The sequence below is a fragment of the Empedobacter sp. UBA6745 genome, from assembly GCF_002453775.1.
Taxonomy (GTDB): Bacteria; Bacteroidota; Bacteroidia; order Flavobacteriales; family Weeksellaceae; genus Empedobacter; species Empedobacter falsenii_C.
The window spans coordinates 1-17,445 of the sequence record NZ_DKHL01000053.1; the positions used below are offsets into that span (position 1 = coordinate 1).

The window sequence follows — 17,445 nt, forward strand, 5'->3', positions numbered from 1 at the left end:
ACTGGAGGTTTAGTTCAACATTGGTAACTGTTGCACAACTCTAATTTTAAATATCATAAATAACAACCTCTCTAGAAGAAATTTTAGGAAGTTTTTTTTGTTTTTGTGGGAGACCGTAGTTTATTGTTAAAAGCTTAATTGAATATTTAGTAGTAATTTTATAGAACTAAACTATATTTTACTTCGTGTAGAATCGTAATCAAAGAGATAATATCTATAAATAGCAAAATATGAATGTACAAGAGTTTCTTGTATTTTTTAGAAAAGAAATACCCCATTTGCAAAGTACTGAGAGTGCATTTGATGATTATCAAAAAAAGCATTTAATATTTCATGAACTAACATCTAATTTTCATGACAAGACAAAACAATCATATTTTGAACAAACTAATCAATTGATTGACAAGAATGATTTTCATAAATACTATGGAATAGGAACTTTATCAGAATTTGCCTATTTGGGATTATTCGAGGAGAAAGATGAAGTGGAATTTTCTAATCTCATTAGAAAATTAACAAACAAACTTGACATCGCTGAAAATGAATCTGAAATTAAGGAAATATTGGACTTTATTTATAGCTTGACTGATTTTATATTACACGAATATTATCCAGAAGAAGGAGGTGAATTACGAAGATCAATCATAGAACTGAAAATAAAAATATTAGAAATTGAAAAGTATGATCATGAGAAAATAGGAGAACTTATAATACGTTTCTTAGACTTAATGATATAAAATAACATATTTGTAAAATTCTATAGTAAATAATACTGACTTTCGTTTTGTTTGAAGGACTAGAGATGTATTGAAAAAACTATTGAAGACAAAAAACAATAGATATATAATCTTGCTAAGTATTTATAAGTGAGTTTTTTATTTTACACAATAAGGTGTAAAATGTAGTTTTGTTTGTATATTTGAATTTAATTTTACGAAACTTTATTTCACTTCGTAAAAAAAATATGTTACCTACAAGCTTTAATCAAACGACTGTAACAAAATGAAAATTATGAAAAACATACTTTTAATTTTTATCTCTTCTACTCTGCTGTTTTCTTGTACAACTATTCAGAAAAGTCAAAAACATCATAATACAATAAATGATGTACTAACCGAAAATTTAGAATTAGCATACCAAAAAGATGAAATTAAAGGATTTTCTGTTTCTATCGTGAACGATAAAGGATTGATTTACGATAAAGGGCTCGGATTTGCAGATATAGAACAAAACAAACCATATACATCCAATACAATTCAAAATATAGCTTCGATATCCAAAACACTTATAGGAATTTCATTACTCAAAGCTCAAGAATTGGGAAAACTAAATCTTAACGACCCAATTAATAAATATTTACCATTTAAGATTATCAACCCAAATCATCCCCAAGTTCCTATTTTAATTAAGCATTTAGCTTATCATACTTCTTCCATTACCGACCTTGATGAAATTTATGCAAAATCTTATGTTTTAACCAAAGACAAACATGACGAAAATGAAGGAGTTTACAGTTATTTCAACAAACCAGAAACAAATATTGAATTACGTGAATTCATCGAAAATAGTTTAACGGAAAACGGAAAATGGTATCAAAAGAATTCATTTTTAAACTCAAAACCTGGCGAGAATCGTGAATATTCCAATATTGCAGCTGCTCTTTGCGCTTTGGTTATAGAATCTGCAACTAAACAAGATTACCGTACGTTTACACAAAACTACATTCTGAAACCATTGAAAATGAATAATTCTGGTTGGACATCAGTAGATATTGACCCAACAAAGCGCTCAAGGTTATTTGCATATAAAGAAAAAATGATTGCCGAATATTCACTTATAACATATGCAGATGGAGGATTTCTTACATCAAGTAATGATTTAGGATTATTTTTATCCGAATTAATAAATGGATACGAAAGGAATGGGAAATTATTAAACAAAGAAAGTTATAGAAAACTTTTTGAAAAACAGAAGTTTATAGAAAATGGGAAAACGGAAAATTATGGAGTTTTCATAGAGTTTCGTGATGATTTTTTAAAAATTGAAAATGATCTGATTGGTCATAATGGTTCTGATCCAGGAGTCTTCACAGCAATGTATTTTAATCCAATAACCAAGATAGGCAAAATAGTTCTGGTAAATACTGACACTGATTTTACCGATAATGTATGGCCCGAAATAGAGGAAATATGGAAATCTTTATCAGATTATGAAAACACAATTAGTAAATAAAAGCCTGAAGAAACAAGGGGAATTGTTGCACAACTCCTATTTTAGGTACAAAAACACAAAATAGTATAAATAACAACCTCTTTAAAAGCGATTTTAGGGAGATTTTGTATTTTGCACAACAAAGTGTACCATGTAGTTTTGTTTGTATATTTGAGTTTAATTTTTAAGCTGTGTGAAAACAGCTAAAAACCTGTTTAATAAACAATTGAACTTCCACTCTATTTAATTCTCCAAAAGCTGTTTGCTTTTGTATTTTTTATTAAATTTACAAAAAGGATCACAGCTTTGCTCTTTTTGATATGAATTGAACTATCGCTCAATTCAAGCCCGTACTATCGCCAAGCCGCGGCTGTAACCCATTCCAAACTCACGCCACAAAAAAACGTACTCAAAATTGAACCCAAAACTAAAAAGCTATCTCACAATTTTAATATTCTTAATTATAGGAATGTTGGTAATGGGCATTGCCCAACTTTTCAAAACTCCTGATTGGTTAAATTCGGCTTTTATAGTTTTAGCTTTGTTCGTGCTTGTAAATATTACGACCACAAAAATCTTCAATCTAAATACCGAAATCAAAAATTTTTGGTGTTTAAGAAAAATTTATTTCCTTCCTATTGGAATTATAGCAGGTGGAATCATTGCAGTCTGTCCGATTTTGGCAGGGATTTTAACAGGAGCAACAACTTTCAGCGAACTTAAATTAGAAACGACATTTACGGTAACTTCTATTTTTGTAACCTTGGCAATCGTAGCTTGGGAAGAACTTTGGTTTCGGGGAATCTTTCTTAATTACTGTAATCGCCATTTATCGGCAATAAATATTTCTATAACTATTGGATTACTATTTATGTTGGTTCACTTACTCAATCCCGAAATCAATATGATAAAAACGGGTCCGACTTTATTTTTCGCAGGAGCTTTTTTAACGATTGTGTATTTCTATTTCAGAACAATTTGGCTTCCTATCGGACTTCATTTTGGAAACAATTATTTCACAATTCAAAGTAATCTTAACGAACACTGGATTTATGGGAGCGAAGGATATTTGGGAGCGATAATACTCGCAATTTTATTCCTAACATTTGTAAAACTCACGCTAACTAAAACAAATGAAACATATTCAACTAATCGAAACGATACTTTATGTAAACGAACAAAAAGCAAGTGATAATTTTTATACAAAATTATTTCGACAAAATACTAATTTGAACGTTCCAGGAATGACAGAATTTAAACTTGCCGAAAATCGTAAATTAGATTTAATGCCTAACAAAGGAATTGTAAAAAAACTTTCGGACACCACACCACACCCAGACCAAGGAAACGAAATACCAAGATGCGAACTTTACTTTTATGTTGAAAACATCGAACTCGAATTTGACAACGCAACAAAAATTGGAGCAAAACTAATAAGCGAAATTGAACACCGAGATTGGGGCAACAGAGTTTGCTATTTTTCAGACATTGACGGACACATAATAGCATTTGCCGAAAAACTAAACAAGAAATAAGTTGAAAACATTCGGGCTACAGCTAGCATAGGTAACTGTTGCACAACTCCTATTTTAGGTACAAAAACACAAAATAGTATAAATAGTAACCTCTATAAAAGCGATTTTAGGGAGGTTTTAGTTTTATACAATAAGATATACCTCTGATTTGTATGTATTTTTTTTGAAGGACAAAATAGCCTATTTATTCTGGATTTGTAAATAAAGTAAAAGATATTAAGTAATTAAAGTTAGAAAATCAATCGTTTGATAAAAATAACCCTCAAATTCTATTTAAAATGAATTTGAGGGTTATTAGTTAGATATATTAAAATTGAAATAAAATAAAACTTATGCTTTTTTCTTTTTCTTCCTTCTTCCCCACCAAATTATAAAACCTGTGACAGGTAAAGTTGCACAAATTAAACTTACTATAAAGGCCAATATTTTTGTAGGTAATCCTAAAATTGATCCGACATGTATATCATAATTTGCACCAACAACTTTTTCTCCAAAATTCTTATCTTTCGGATCATGTGTATGCAATAATTTACCTGAATTTTCATCAAAAATTAAGCTACTACTGCTATAATAAACTTGTTTTTTGTGTGCAACATAAACTTCAAAATTTGGATGTTCGTGATCGTCCATATGTTCATGTCCTAAATCAATAGAAAAACCATACGAGTTAGGATAGTTGGTTTTTACAGTTTCAATAATCTTATCGAGTGTAGACTCTTGTCTTAATTCTATTGGCGCAGTTGTTTTGATATGAGAAAAATCTGGATATGCAGTATTACCTCCTGAAAAAATCACATAAATAGTTGCTTGAACAATAAAAAATGCATAAAATAACCCTGTTATAGAAAAGATTAATGCAAAAATTGAAGAATAAAATCCTAATATATTATGAAGATCATAATTTTTACGTTTCCAATTTTTTATGTCTTTCCATCTGAACCAGAAGCGTTGTTTTTTAGCCGCTTTATTTTTTGGCCACCATAATACAATACCGCTGATTAACATAAAAATAAAGATAATAACAGGAATTCCTACCACGTAACTTCCCCAGCTCTGTTTTAATAAGAAACTCCAATGTATCATTTTTACAATATTGAAGAATCCATTTTTTTCGTCATAAACTCTTAAAACTTTCCCTGTATATGGATTTACATAAGCTTGTTTATAGATAGGAAATTCATCAAAATAATTCCAAGCATTTACATCATGTTCATACCAATAAAACATATACGACATGTTTTTATCCAGAGGTATATTCACCCAATGAATAGAATATTTTTCTTTGGTTTGCTCGTCAACTAATTTTTCTAATTGACGAATAGGAATTACATTTTTATGCTCAATATCTTTTTCTTGATGATAGATAACATCCTTACGAGCTATGTTTTCGAATTCATCTTTAAAAACATATAACGCTCCAGTTATTGAAACAATAAAAATTATTAATCCAATAATTAACCCAAACCAGAGATGAAGTTTTCCAAATATTTTTTTCAGTTTACCTCCTTTTTTTGATGATTTTTGCTTGGAAGCCATTTCGATTAAAATTTGAATGTAAGACTTCCCGAAACATTTACTAACTGTTGTGGATTAGCTGTTGTATAACCAATCCAATAATGCTCGTTTGTCAGATTATCTACTTTTACACCTACTCTAAATTTCTTCGCATCATAGAATGCATTTGCATTTACGATAAAATATTCAGGTAAATAGAATGTACTATTCACTTGATTTTTGCTTGCATAATTACCTCCTATTCCGAAACCAAATCCTTTGATAGCACCATCTAAGAATTGATAACTTGCATTAAAATTCGCTAACCATTCAGATCCTGCAGTTGTTGGTCTTGTTCCAACCAACGATTCATTTGTAGGATTTTCTGTAACTTTCGCATTATTATAGGCCAAACCACCTACGAACGAAAATCCTTTTACCAAATATGCATTAACCTCTAATTCAACCCCTTCACTTTTCACTTTTCCTGATTGAGATTGAACAGATTGAAAAGTATCAGTATATTCTCCTGTATATAACAAAGAATTTTTGACATTGATAGTATAATAACTTAAAGTCGCATTAATCTTATTGTTAAAAATATTCATTTTTAAACCTCCTTCAAATTGGTTTGCTTTTTCAGGATCAGACAATGCAACATTATTTTGTTTGTCTATTGTATAATATCCATTGCTTTTGAAACTATTTTGGTAATTACCAAAAACCGAGAATTTACTTGGAACAAATTCATATACAAATCCAAGCTTTGGAGACCAAGCTGCTTGAGAATATGCTTTTGTAACATTACTATATAATAATCCTTCTTTAGAATCATTGTTCTCGTAACGAACAGAAGCCAAAATATTTAATCCCTCTACTGGCGTAAAAACATTTGAAATGTATCCACTATACGTATTTAATTCACCAATAACTGGATATTCACCAACCGAATTTGAAGTATTATAAAAATCTTGTAAAGTATGATTATTCATGTTAGAATAATTTCCATTTTTAAACGGAACCCAATCAAAGTCACCAGAAATAAATAGCTGATTATCTTTCGTTTGCATATAATCTAAACCAATAACCGTTCTATTTCTCATTTTACCAAATGTATAATCGAAATTAAAATTTTGTTGAATTTGAAAAGTTGTTTTTTTACTGTCTCTTGTTGATTGATCAGCACGCATAACGCCTAATTCTGTATCTAATGGGTTTTTAGTATATGTACTTTCTAGAGCTACATAAAAATATGGGCTAAATCCATTCGATTGAGAATAAGCAGTACTAATATTTGTAGATGATTTTATATGATCATCAATTATATAATTTACTTGACCAAATATATTTCTAACCTTTGATTTTGCTTTAAGACCATCACCAACATAAGATTGTTTATAATCTAATCCTAAAACTCGTTCTACATCATTCATATTATTAATCCCTAAAGAAGGATTACCAGCTAAGTAAAAAAACATTTGCTCTGCCATTGCATTATTTTCGTACATCTCAAAATCAACATTAATATCTAATCGATCATTTGGTTTGTATCGCAATGAAGGCGCAAAAGCAAAATATTCATTTCCACTATTTTTTTTCTGAAAAGTACCAGAATTTGTATAAGCAGTATTAATTCTGAATAATAATTTATTATCATTTGTAATCGGAGCATTTACATCTGCAGAAGTTCGATAATAATTATAACTTCCACCTGCAATACTTACTGATCCATCAAAATTTTCATGCGGTTTTTTTGTAATTCTATTTACAACNNAGTAACATTACTACCAAACATCGTAGCGGAAGGTCCTTTCAAAACTTCCAATCTTTCCAAATTTACAGCATCAATAGTTGTAGAAACAGGTGCTACCAAACCGTTACGTAAAGAGTTATTGGAAACAAAACCTCTTAAAGTTACATAAGCTCCTCCATCACCAGAACGTCCAGTAGAATTCCACATTTTTTGTAAACCTGTTACATTACGATAAGCATCGTCAACTGTAAAAATGACCTGATGTTCTAAAACTGATTTATCAATACTCGAAAAAACTTGTGGATTTTCAATGAATTTCAACGGCATTTTATTTGAAGTATCGGTATCCTTTTTAATAAATGTATTGATAATTACTTCGCCTAAAGTATTGGTCTGTATTGAATCCTTTTCTTGTGCAAAGGAAATAGATGCATATAATAATGAAAGTACTATTGTTACTTTTTTCATTTTAAAAAATTTTAACAAAGCTATTTCATTATTCTTATTTATTCTAAATAAATTTTATAGTTTTTTCTTATTTTAAATCCTCCAATAATTAAGTTTTATTTATTATATTTTGATACCAACCCATAATTAGTAAAACAATATTTTTAATGAATAAAACTTCAAAATATGTTAAAATCAAAAATACGTTAGCTAAAATGATCAAAAAATAATTCAAGAAAATGAAATATTACCTGAAGTGAAATTAAAAAATGGTAATGTAGTTCAGACTGGTCCTGTAGCAACTATGCTTCATAATATAGATTTGTATAATAAAAATGAAAAAATATCAGATTTCGAGAGAAAAATATCATTAAAGCAAAAAGTCCTGTACAATTTAAACTTACCAAAGGAAATTAGGATACAGAATTGCAAATCAAAGGAACTTATAAGAATGCAACTATCAAACCTAAATTGAAAAAAGAGTATATTTTTGAAATTAAGGAAAACCCCAATCAATAACCATCGCACAACATCGGTAACTGTTTCACAACTCCAATTTTAGGTACAAAAACACAAAATAGAATAAATAATAACCTTTTTAAAAGCGATTTTAGGGAGGTTGTTAATTTTATACAATAAGGTATACAATCTAATTTTGTTTGTATATTTGAGTTTAATTTTACGAAAATAGTGTTGGCTGTAATTATTCCATGACTTTATAAAAAAATTATGATAAAAAAAATCACCTTAATTATAACTTTAATATCATTAAACTCTTGTGCTACGAATAATAGTATATCTCCAATAATTGGAACTTGGGAAGCTGATTTTGATGGTTGTATTGAAACTTGGATTATTGATAATAAAGGTAATAGAATATCAATATCTGGAGAAGAGGAAACAAATAATAAATTTATTATTAAAAAATTAGAAGAGAACATTTATAAAATGACTGATACAAGGCTTAGGACAAACTCTAAACCTGACTGTAGTGGAGAAATTGTTGATATACCGATTGGAAATGTTACAAACGGTATAATTAAATTTCAAGGAAATGACAGATTTATATTATGTAATACTGAAGAATGTCTTGAAAATTCACCTTTTATAAAAAAATAATAATATAACTCAGCCAACATTGGTAGCTATTTCACATTTCCAATTTTAAATACAAAAACACAAAATAATATAAATAATAACCTCTATAGAAATATTTTAAGGAGATTTATTGTTGAACTGTACAACAACTGGTTTAGTTGAATGGCGGTTGAAGGGAGAATTGAACTTCTACTCTATTTAATTCACCAAAAGCTCTTTGCTTTGGTTCTGAATTCATGAACTTTAGTTCTTCGAATTCCTGCCTTTGCAAAGTTTTTTTAGTAGAAATGCTTGATAAAAAACTAACTATAATAATATAAAATTAATGAAACACTTTAGTATCTTTTTGATTCTATTCTTATTGCCATATCAAATTATTTTAGCTCAAAAACAAAACATTACAGCCGTTAAGTTTGATAAAGAAAATATTTTCCTAAATAATCAAATAGCATTTAATTATCAAAAGAATGGAAATAATTTCTACATCTACAACTTAAAAAATGTTGAAATAATTAAAGGAGAAATCCAACCTTTAGGAAACGGTAAGTTTACAAATAAAGTTACTTTTATACTCCAAGAAAAACAATTTACAAGTAGTAAAATTGTAGGGAGAAATCAATTAATCTTTGCCCTCACTGAAAATAATGTTATTAAAAAAGATTTTTCTATAGATGAGGAAAAGCTTACTGTTTTTTTAAATAAATTGAATGAAGTAGAATAAAACATTTCTGAAAACATAGCTAACTGTTACATAAATAGACATTTCAGATAAAAAATAAACTGTAAAACCTCGCTAAGTTTTTTTAAGCTAGGTTTTTGTTTTTACAAGAAATCGTAATTTATTGTAAAATAGTTGTTGTATGTTTGGAATAATAATACGGAAGATAGATATAGGTGTTTTTTACAAAACTAAAACTATAGTAGTTTCGTAAAAAAGCAATGTTAGCTGCAAGCGTAAATCGAACATACTTGACAAAATGATATCAACTAAAAATATTAATTCACTCCCTGATCCAAGAAAACTAAAGTCAATTTGCAAAGCAATCTCTGTCTTAGATGCTATTCTTTCGCAAGAATGGGAATATCGTTACTATTCGTATAATGACAAGTGGTCAGAAAATGAAGAATTTTTCGAAATGAGAAATGGTGAAGGAGACCAAATGCTAATTTTATTTGTGCAAGAAGGTTGTGTAATAAATGGGTTTGCTCACGAGCTCTATGATTTCGAAGAAAAACTTCCTGCAAAAGAAAAATTAACTCAGGAAATGCCTGAAATATTTAATGAGTTTATATTTGGAGAACCTGTACAATCAATTGGATCAACATTCTGCATTTGGACTACAAAACAAAATAAATGGAAAATCGGAAAACTTGAACATTTTCAAGATGGATCTGATGAATTTTTAGAAATTTTTGATGGTAATCCACAAACTTACATTGATTGGGCTACTGAATATTTTGAAGAAAGTTTTATAGAAACTGGAATCCCATTAAAAACCGTAACAGAAATATATAACGGGAAAACCTTAACAAAAGAAATGGTTTTAACAATCGTAGAGGAACTTGAAGATTGGAAACAACTTGAAAAGGACCTGAAAGAAATAGGATATTCATATGACCTAAAATAACTAAAACGCCTGCAGGTAACATTGGCATGGTAAAATGTATGGTTAAATAGAAATTGGCAATATTTAATTAAAACCAAAAAACTACAAAAAGCCAGGATATAAGATGGACTAATAATCCCTAACATTAAACGTATTGTCAGTTGTTTTGCCTCAATCCTCCATTTTTATATAACCTTCGCCATAATTATCAAAAAATAATTTACGATAAGTAGAACCTATTGCAATCGCAACATCATCGATGTACAAAGTGTTATAATCAAAAGAAGTGATGTGATTCTTATTCACAATATAGGATTTGCTCACTCTATAAAAGCTTGTGTTTGGAAGCTTTGTATGCATCGTTTTCAGATTCATAGCGGTTATCAACTTTTGTTTGTCCGTATAAATGATGACATAATCTTTCAAAGCTTCGATATGTGTAATATCCTCAAAGTTTAGTTTATGAAATCTTCGGTCTGCTTTGATAAACATAAATTGAGCTGAATTAGATTCAATTGTTGATTTTATGGTATTATCTGATAATAATTGATGCAATAATTCTGCTTTATTAATTGCTTTTTTTAGCCGTTCTTGCGAAATAGGTTTCAATAAATAATCTATCGCATCTAACTCGTAGCCATCAATCGCAAACTGTGGATAAGCCGTCGTAAAAATAAATAATGTATTCGTAGACAATTGTTTTGCGAGTTCCAGACCATTTATGGTTGGCATTTCAATATCCAAAAAAACTAAATCGACGTGATTGTTCTTAGTAAAATCAAGCGCTTTGATTGTATTACCAAAACTTCCAATAATTTCAACGGATTCAAAACTAGTAAGTTCCTCCGATAATTCCTCACGTGCAAGAGGTTCATCATCAATTATAATACATTTCATAAAGGTAGATTTAAGTTAACAACAAATTCTTTTTCATTCTTTTTTAGCTTCAACTCATAGCTCTTGCCATATAAAAGTTCTAATCTTCTTTTGATATTCGTAAGACCAATTCCTTTATTTTTTGTGCCAGAAATTTTAAAATCTGGACAGATAGAATTGCTACATTCAAAATGCAACATAAGATTTATTATGCTAAAATTGATATTAATATAAGACGCATTATCATTAACATCGACACTATGTTTAACCGCATTTTCGATAAAAACAGTGAATAAATTTGATGGTATTAAACGTTGATTAAGTGACTCATAATCAATGTTATTGTTGATTTTTATCGTAAAATCGTCCCGTCTTTTTTGCTCTAATTCCAAATAATTGGTAAGAAATAAAATCTCTTGACACAAATTGTTTTTATTGTTTCGATTTTCATACAACTGAAAACGCAGAAATTCAGACAACTTCACAACTGTATTCACAGCTTCTTCGGGATTTTTTCTGATAAGTGCTTTTACGCTATTCAAATTATTAAATAAAAAATGGGGATTAATTTGATTTTTTAATTCAGATAATTCCATTTCATACGTTAGTTTTTCTAATTCAATAATTTTTTCTTTGTCAATAATCCAATTCTGCGCTAATCTTGTTGTTGTTGTAATCATGATAAAACTAATCGAAGTAAAAATTCCATAAATTGGCTGTAACATAAAAAACTCACCTTTTGGAGTATTTAAATGTAAGATATATCGATTCGTTAAAAGTACAATACTTAGGGTTACAATAACTAGACAGATTAAAAGCGAAAAATAGGTCAAATATTTTCTCTCCAAAAATTTAGGAACTAAATAATAGGTGTTGATGTAAAACATGATGACAAAAAAAGTGTACACGCTAACAAACCAATAGATACGGTCTTCTTTGGGGAATCTTAAATAAAATCCAGAGCAATATAAGAAAATGAAGAAAAATAGTAAAAAAATGATTTGTCTAACTAATTTCAATTTCTTGTTCAATAAAAAAGCTATAATTTTCTCCTCCATTTTGATTTATTTAGAGATAATAATTACTCAAAATATTTAGATTGCTAAATTACTTCTTTATAAAAGACATTATATTTTTTTATACAAAATGATTCTGTTTTTATACAAAAACCCGCAATCCTTAGGTTTTGTATAAAATATACATTGGTTCGTATAAAATTGAATTTGGGACTGATTTTTTTGCTTTTTATTTACGTCGAAAAATTAGTAATATGTCGCAAGCAAAAGTATTAGAATTATATAATCTTATAGACGAAACTTCGTTATCNNAGAACAACTTGAATGTAAAATTATTCAAATAGTTGACCTTATTCGGTTTATAGAAATCTACAATGATTCAATTTTGATCAAAGATTTTTTGAAATACAATTGTAGCATTATTTCACATGAAAACAAATCAATCGGAATTGTGTTTTGTGAGCAACTCGAAGAAATTGAATCGCTTATCGCCACACAAAAACTTTTGATGATAAAGGAAAAAGAATTTCTGAATGAATTATGGATTGTTTTTGTTAAAGATTCTCAACAACCAATTAATATTGAAAGTATTAGCAATGATCATAAATTCAATCTTTTTGACAAAATTTTTAATTTCAATTTTTATAAACAAACAATTTTTCAAGCCAGATAATAGCCATGAAATTAATTAAAACGTCAACAATATTATTTTGTCTTCTAACAAATGTTACCAATGTATATGCGCAAGACAATAAGGAAATAAAAGAACAAGATAGTATTTCCAAAAAAGCCTATATGTATTTGACGCAACAATTTTCTGTTGCAAGACCATTGAATATAGAATACACTTACGCCACGCCAACTAAATTTACTTCGAAAATTGATGGAAATAAAAATGATGGAAATCGAATTAATCATTATTCGCAACTGAATATCAGTACAAATATCAATATTTTGAAAAAAAAGAATTGGATTCTTAGTACGACTCTTGGTTATAAGAATACCAATATGGATATAGAATTTGATAAATCAACGTTTCAAGAAACAAAAAATGTAGATATTAATGCACATTATCATTACGAATCCCTGAATTTGGCTTATAGTACAAAACTTTTTAACAAGCCTACTTTTCTAAGTTCTAGTCTTATTTTTGATGGTAGTGATAAATATTTTGGTCGGGTAAAAGGACTTGTAACAGGAAATATTTTATTAAAATCTACAGATCGAACTAAAATATTAGTAGGATTAGGCTTGAACATTGATGAAAGTACTAAAACACCTGTAATTCCAATGTTTACCTTACAACATAGATTTAATAATGACTTTTTTGCAGATATTATTTTACCAAAGCAAATTCTTTTCAGAATGCATCCTTTCAAAAATTCTCGATTATCAATAGGAACTGAATTGGAAGCTAACACGTTTTATTTATATCATTTGAATCCTAATAATTTATCTGAAAAATACGAATACAGACAAGTCGATTTAAATAATGGATTGAAGTACGAATATTTATTAAAACACAATTTTATTATCACCGCTAAAACAGGAGTAAAAACGCTAATTACAAATGGTTTATTTAATAAAAAAGACACATTTGATGACAAGATTTTCTCTTCGACACAAGATCCTTCGTTTTATTTTAATCTAGGTATTTCTTATAATCCTTTTGTGAAAAAGCGAAAATAAGCTCATATAATTTGTAATAACTTCGTTTATTTTGATTAAAAAAATTAAATTTAATAATTTTAAAGATTCTATAGTTAAAAGAAAACTTAACACAGACTCTAATGAATTTAATCATTCAAAATTATTTAGAGAATATAAAAGCAATCTGCCCAAAGCTGACAGATGAAGCATTGATTTTATTATCAAGCAAAATTGAAATCTTAGAACTTCATCCCAAAGAAAATTTTATTGAAGCAGATGTGTTACAAAAATCTATTGGTTATATTTATTCTGGCTTGCTTCGTGCATTTTATATCAACGAAAAGGGAGAAGATATTACGGTAAATTTCATTGATGAAAAAAAACTTGTGGTTCACCTTGATGCACTGAACAAAAAAAAACCAAGCAAGTTTAGTTTTCAGGCTATAGAACCTTCTATTATTTTAAATATTCCCATCGATCATCTTGAATATTGTACAGAAAAATATCCTCTTTTTGAAAAATATTTGAGAATAATGCTTGAACAAATTTATTCCAGAATGTTTAATCGTCTTGAAGCCTTATTGGATGAAAATGCGGAAGAAAGATACCTGAATTTTGTTGAAGAATTTCCTACAATGTACAACAGAGTAACCATCTCCCATCTATGTACATATCTTGGAATAACACGACAATCTCTAACACGAATTCGGAAAAATATTAACGAAGGAAAATGACACATATGCGTCAATAAAAAAGATTGTTAGTAATGTAATTTTGAATAAAAATACTATTATGCAATCAAAAATCAGTAAAAATATTTGGTCTTCACCCAAAAAAATGGGTCTAAGAGATAATAGACTAATTGCAAGAAAAGTGCATCAAAACCTAGGAGATTCGCTTTTCAAAACTCAAACTTCGGCTAAATGGACAGATATTACCAAACATCTTAATGGAGCGTTACGTGTTCAAATTCAACATGAAGATTCAAAAGGTGTGACACCTAAAATGATAAAATGGTGGTTTGAAAATTTGGCACAAAAAACAACATGGAATGGAAAAAATTTTAGTGGTCCAGAAGTTAGTTTTTACCATTTATGGCATCATCGCGATCATATTGCAGTTCAACCACTCAGTAATCCAAAAGAAGGAAAAAATAATGGTTTTGCAGTTGGAGCTTATAGCAAAATTCAGGAGCAGTTTAATGATTTTAACGAAATTATTAATAATAAAATGCTAACAATAACACTGGATGAAACAGAATTTACTTTTTTAATAAAATTTGGATTTTTGACGGTGGGAAGAATCAATCATTATTATGAACCCTCTGAAAATGGCTCAACATTTTATGCAGAAACCTATATTGGAGTTGATATTCCAGTATTAGGTTGGATTATAAATTGGTGTTTTTTACCATTTGTATTTTCAAAAAAAACCGCCGAACATTGGATAAAACATAATATTGAAGAAACAGGACAAACAGAAAAAATAGTCCCTTTTCTATATCATCATTATAATAAAGAATAAAACGACAGCTAACATATTGGCAAAACTTAACGAAAGCAAATGCTGAATATAATAGATAAACAGAAAAATCTATCTGTCACAACTTTTTATATAATATTTAAAATATTTGAAAACAGCGTATTTACATCTTTATTAAATGTTTTTTTCATAATTTAGTGAAGAGAAAGTGCGTTGAGAATTTATTTTTAATCAATGATATAAAACCACTCAAAGTCAAATACAAATAACAATTACCTTGAATTTTGCTCAATTTTTATCAGAAAAAATCAATTTATCTCAATCTGAAATTGAATTGTTGATGAATAATTGCTCCACGCATAATTTTCAGAAAAAAGAAATCATTTTAGAGCCTTTTTCTCTTTCAAAAAAAATATATTTCGTGGAAGAAGGGATTATCCGAGTTTTTTATGAAACCGATGCAAGGGATATTACCTTGGCTTTTTGTGAAAAAAATGAAATTAGCCTTCCTGTGGAAAGTGTATTTTATGACAAAGAATGCAAATTTGGAATTCAATCGGTTACCGAAACCAAGATTATAAAGCTTAATTATGCTGTCTGGGAGCAACTTTGCGAACAAAATCCCCGTCTTTTACAATTGGACAAAAAGTTTTTAATTGAGAATATCAGAAAATTTACGGAGCATATTTATTCCACTCATTTTAAAACGCCCAAAGAACGTTTTGATGATTTAATGCAAAGCAAACCCGCTATTTTTAATAAAGTTCCGCTAAATACCATTGCAAGTTATTTGGGAATGACGCAAGAAACCTTGAGCCGATTACGAGCCGGAAAATAGCTTTTTTGATTTCAATCAATTTTTTGCTAGAATTTCGCACGTAATTTTGTGTAATCAATACAAAAGAAATGGAAACAATAAAAGTGCATATTTTACATTGTGGCAGCGTTGAAGTGGATTCTTCCTTACCATTTAGCGAAAAAACGTGGAATCCGATTTCCTATACAGGCGTTTTCAGAAGTAAAAAACATCAAGTTTGGCTGCCCGTTTCTGCCTATTTAATTGAACATCCAAAAGGTTTGATTTTAATTGATACAGGTTGGCATACCGATGTAAGAATTGGCGACCAAGGGCGTAAACACATGGGATTTGCACATTGGTTGATTAACAAAGCTGATTTGCCAGCAGGGCAAGCAATTAACGAACAATTGGCAAGATTGGGTTACAAAGATTCGGATATCGATTATCTCGTGTTGAGTCATTTGCATTCTGACCACGTCAGCGGATTGAAATTGGTAAAAAACGCCAAACGAATATTGGTGAGCGACATCGAAATGCGAGATGCCGAACAAATGCCCTATCGTTACGTTCCCAATATGTGGGAAGGAATAAATTTGGAAACCTTTAGTTTTGAAAAATCGAATATAGGTCCACAAAATATTTCCTATGATTTATTTGGAGATAATTCGGTCGTGTTTGTTAATACACCTGGTCACACACACGGTTTGGCTTCAACCATCATCCAGAATAACGGACATTTTTTATTGTTGACAAGCGATACAGGCTACGCCAAAAAATCTTGGGAACAAATGATTCTACCCGGTGTACAAGTAGATAAACAAGAGGTTATTAAGTCTTTGAAATGGACAAAAGAAATTGCCGCGCAACCCAATTGTATTGAAGCGATAGCCAATCACGATTCGGATATAATCCCTAAAACTATTGAAATATAACTTCAGCTAACATTGGTAACCTGCGCACAACTTCGATTTTAGGCACAAAAAATAATATAAATAGTAACCTCTTTAAAAAGGATTTTAAGGAGGTTTTTTTTGAACTGTGCAACAACTGATTTAGTTGAAGGTGGTTGAAGGGAGAATTGAACTTCTACTCTATTTAATTCACCAAAAGCTTTTTGCTTTTGTTTTTTAATTAATTTAACAATCTAAAAAAGTTCCTTGCTCCTTTCTAAATTCATGAACTTTGGTTCTTCGAGTTCTCGTACTTCGTAAAACTTAGCTCAGTTAAAAGCATGTAAAAAAAATTACTGACTGATCCATTTTATTACCTAATCTATATAATGTATGGTATAATCTTTTCTATTTAATTTTCGCCATAATAATTAATTTCTTGTAATTGTATTGATTATTTCACTGTAAGCATCAAGCCATTAATCAGAATTTTAAAGATTTTATATGATTATTTATTCGAATAAACAATTGATAACTAACATTATTGGCTCGGTTTTAGTGTGTGTTTTTTTAAACCACACAACTAA

Annotated in this window: 18 protein-coding genes; 13 read left to right on the plus strand and 5 right to left on the minus strand. The window is 29.1% G+C overall.

Annotated elements, in window-relative coordinates:
- The first annotated feature begins 230 nt into the window (after positions 1-230).
- The 4 genes from B4H69_RS15225 to B4H69_RS15240 all read left to right on the plus strand — a co-directional run bounded on the left by B4H69_RS15225 (position 231) and on the right by B4H69_RS15240 (position 3,746).
- Positions 231-737 (plus strand): hypothetical protein, encoded by a 507-nt coding sequence (locus B4H69_RS15225; RefSeq protein WP_291094759.1) that lies wholly within the window; start codon positions 231-233, stop codon positions 735-737.
- Between the two features lie 274 nt (positions 738-1,011).
- Entirely contained in the window at positions 1,012-2,232 is a 1,221-nt protein-coding gene (locus B4H69_RS15230) for a serine hydrolase domain-containing protein (protein ID WP_291094761.1), read from the plus strand.
- A 394-nt stretch (positions 2,233-2,626) separates the two neighbouring features.
- A complete protein-coding gene (locus B4H69_RS15235) occupies positions 2,627-3,403 on the plus strand; it encodes a CPBP family intramembrane glutamic endopeptidase (protein WP_291094763.1) in 777 nt (258 codons plus the stop codon).
- Positions 3,345-3,746, plus strand: a complete 402-nt coding sequence (locus tag B4H69_RS15240; protein WP_291094765.1) for a VOC family protein — start codon at positions 3,345-3,347, stop codon at positions 3,744-3,746. Before B4H69_RS15235 ends, B4H69_RS15240 begins: the two co-directional genes overlap by 59 nt.
- Positions 3,747-4,076: 330 nt before the next feature.
- Here B4H69_RS15240 and B4H69_RS15245 read toward each other — a convergent pair whose 3' ends face one another.
- The 3 genes from B4H69_RS15245 to B4H69_RS15255 all read right to left on the minus strand — a co-directional run bounded on the left by B4H69_RS15245 (position 4,077) and on the right by B4H69_RS15255 (position 7,461).
- Positions 4,077-5,282 (minus strand): PepSY-associated TM helix domain-containing protein, encoded by a 1,206-nt coding sequence (locus B4H69_RS15245; RefSeq protein ID WP_291094767.1) that lies wholly within the window; start codon positions 5,280-5,282, stop codon positions 4,077-4,079.
- Positions 5,283-5,287: 5 nt separating this feature from the next.
- Entirely contained in the window at positions 5,288-6,796 is a 1,509-nt protein-coding gene (locus B4H69_RS15250; protein ID WP_291094769.1) for a TonB-dependent siderophore receptor, read from the minus strand.
- Between the two features lie 209 nt (positions 6,797-7,005).
- A complete protein-coding gene (locus B4H69_RS15255) occupies positions 7,006-7,461 on the minus strand; it encodes a Plug domain-containing protein (protein WP_291094771.1) in 456 nt (151 codons plus the stop codon).
- Positions 7,462-7,669: 208 nt separating this feature from the next.
- On the opposite strand from B4H69_RS15255, the gene B4H69_RS16515 reads away from it, so the two are divergent.
- From B4H69_RS16515 to B4H69_RS15270, 4 genes are all read left to right on the plus strand, one after another.
- The gene (locus tag B4H69_RS16515) at positions 7,670-7,915 is read left to right on the plus strand and encodes a DUF7709 family protein (protein ID WP_422653373.1); all 246 of its coding nucleotides are present in this window, start codon (positions 7,670-7,672) and stop codon (positions 7,913-7,915) included.
- 254 nt (positions 7,916-8,169) lie between these two features.
- On the plus strand, positions 8,170-8,559 hold the full coding sequence (locus tag B4H69_RS15260) for a hypothetical protein (protein ID WP_180906469.1): 390 nt from the start codon (positions 8,170-8,172) through the stop codon (positions 8,557-8,559).
- 340 nt (positions 8,560-8,899) lie between these two features.
- Entirely contained in the window at positions 8,900-9,259 is a 360-nt protein-coding gene (locus B4H69_RS15265; RefSeq protein WP_180906468.1) for a hypothetical protein, read from the plus strand.
- Between the two features lie 256 nt (positions 9,260-9,515).
- Complete coding sequence (locus tag B4H69_RS15270) at positions 9,516-10,166, plus strand: hypothetical protein (RefSeq protein WP_180906467.1); 651 nt, start codon at positions 9,516-9,518, stop codon at positions 10,164-10,166.
- Between the two features lie 150 nt (positions 10,167-10,316).
- Here B4H69_RS15270 and B4H69_RS15275 read toward each other — a convergent pair whose 3' ends face one another.
- Both B4H69_RS15275 and B4H69_RS15280 read right to left on the minus strand, forming a co-directional pair.
- Entirely contained in the window at positions 10,317-11,042 is a 726-nt protein-coding gene (locus B4H69_RS15275) for a LytR/AlgR family response regulator transcription factor (protein WP_180906466.1), read from the minus strand.
- The gene (locus B4H69_RS15280; protein ID WP_180906465.1) at positions 11,039-11,746 is read right to left on the minus strand and encodes a sensor histidine kinase; all 708 of its coding nucleotides are present in this window, start codon (positions 11,744-11,746) and stop codon (positions 11,039-11,041) included. The genes B4H69_RS15275 and B4H69_RS15280 overlap by 4 nt, the downstream gene beginning before the upstream one ends.
- A 969-nt stretch (positions 11,747-12,715) precedes the next feature.
- Between B4H69_RS15280 and B4H69_RS15285 the strand changes: the two genes are divergently transcribed.
- From B4H69_RS15285 to B4H69_RS15305, 5 genes are all read left to right on the plus strand, one after another.
- Entirely contained in the window at positions 12,716-13,726 is a 1,011-nt protein-coding gene (locus B4H69_RS15285) for a hypothetical protein (protein WP_180906463.1), read from the plus strand.
- Between the two features lie 101 nt (positions 13,727-13,827).
- On the plus strand, positions 13,828-14,421 hold the full coding sequence (locus B4H69_RS15290) for a Crp/Fnr family transcriptional regulator (RefSeq protein ID WP_180906462.1): 594 nt from the start codon (positions 13,828-13,830) through the stop codon (positions 14,419-14,421).
- 58 nt (positions 14,422-14,479) lie between these two features.
- A complete protein-coding gene (locus B4H69_RS15295) occupies positions 14,480-15,211 on the plus strand; it encodes a hypothetical protein (RefSeq protein WP_180906461.1) in 732 nt (243 codons plus the stop codon).
- 235 nt (positions 15,212-15,446) lie between these two features.
- The gene (locus tag B4H69_RS15300) at positions 15,447-16,007 is read left to right on the plus strand and encodes a Crp/Fnr family transcriptional regulator (protein ID WP_180906460.1); all 561 of its coding nucleotides are present in this window, start codon (positions 15,447-15,449) and stop codon (positions 16,005-16,007) included.
- Positions 16,008-16,075: 68 nt separating this feature from the next.
- Complete coding sequence (locus B4H69_RS15305) at positions 16,076-16,900, plus strand: N-acyl homoserine lactonase family protein (RefSeq protein WP_180906459.1); 825 nt, start codon at positions 16,076-16,078, stop codon at positions 16,898-16,900.
- Positions 16,901-17,445: the final 545 nt, after the last annotated feature.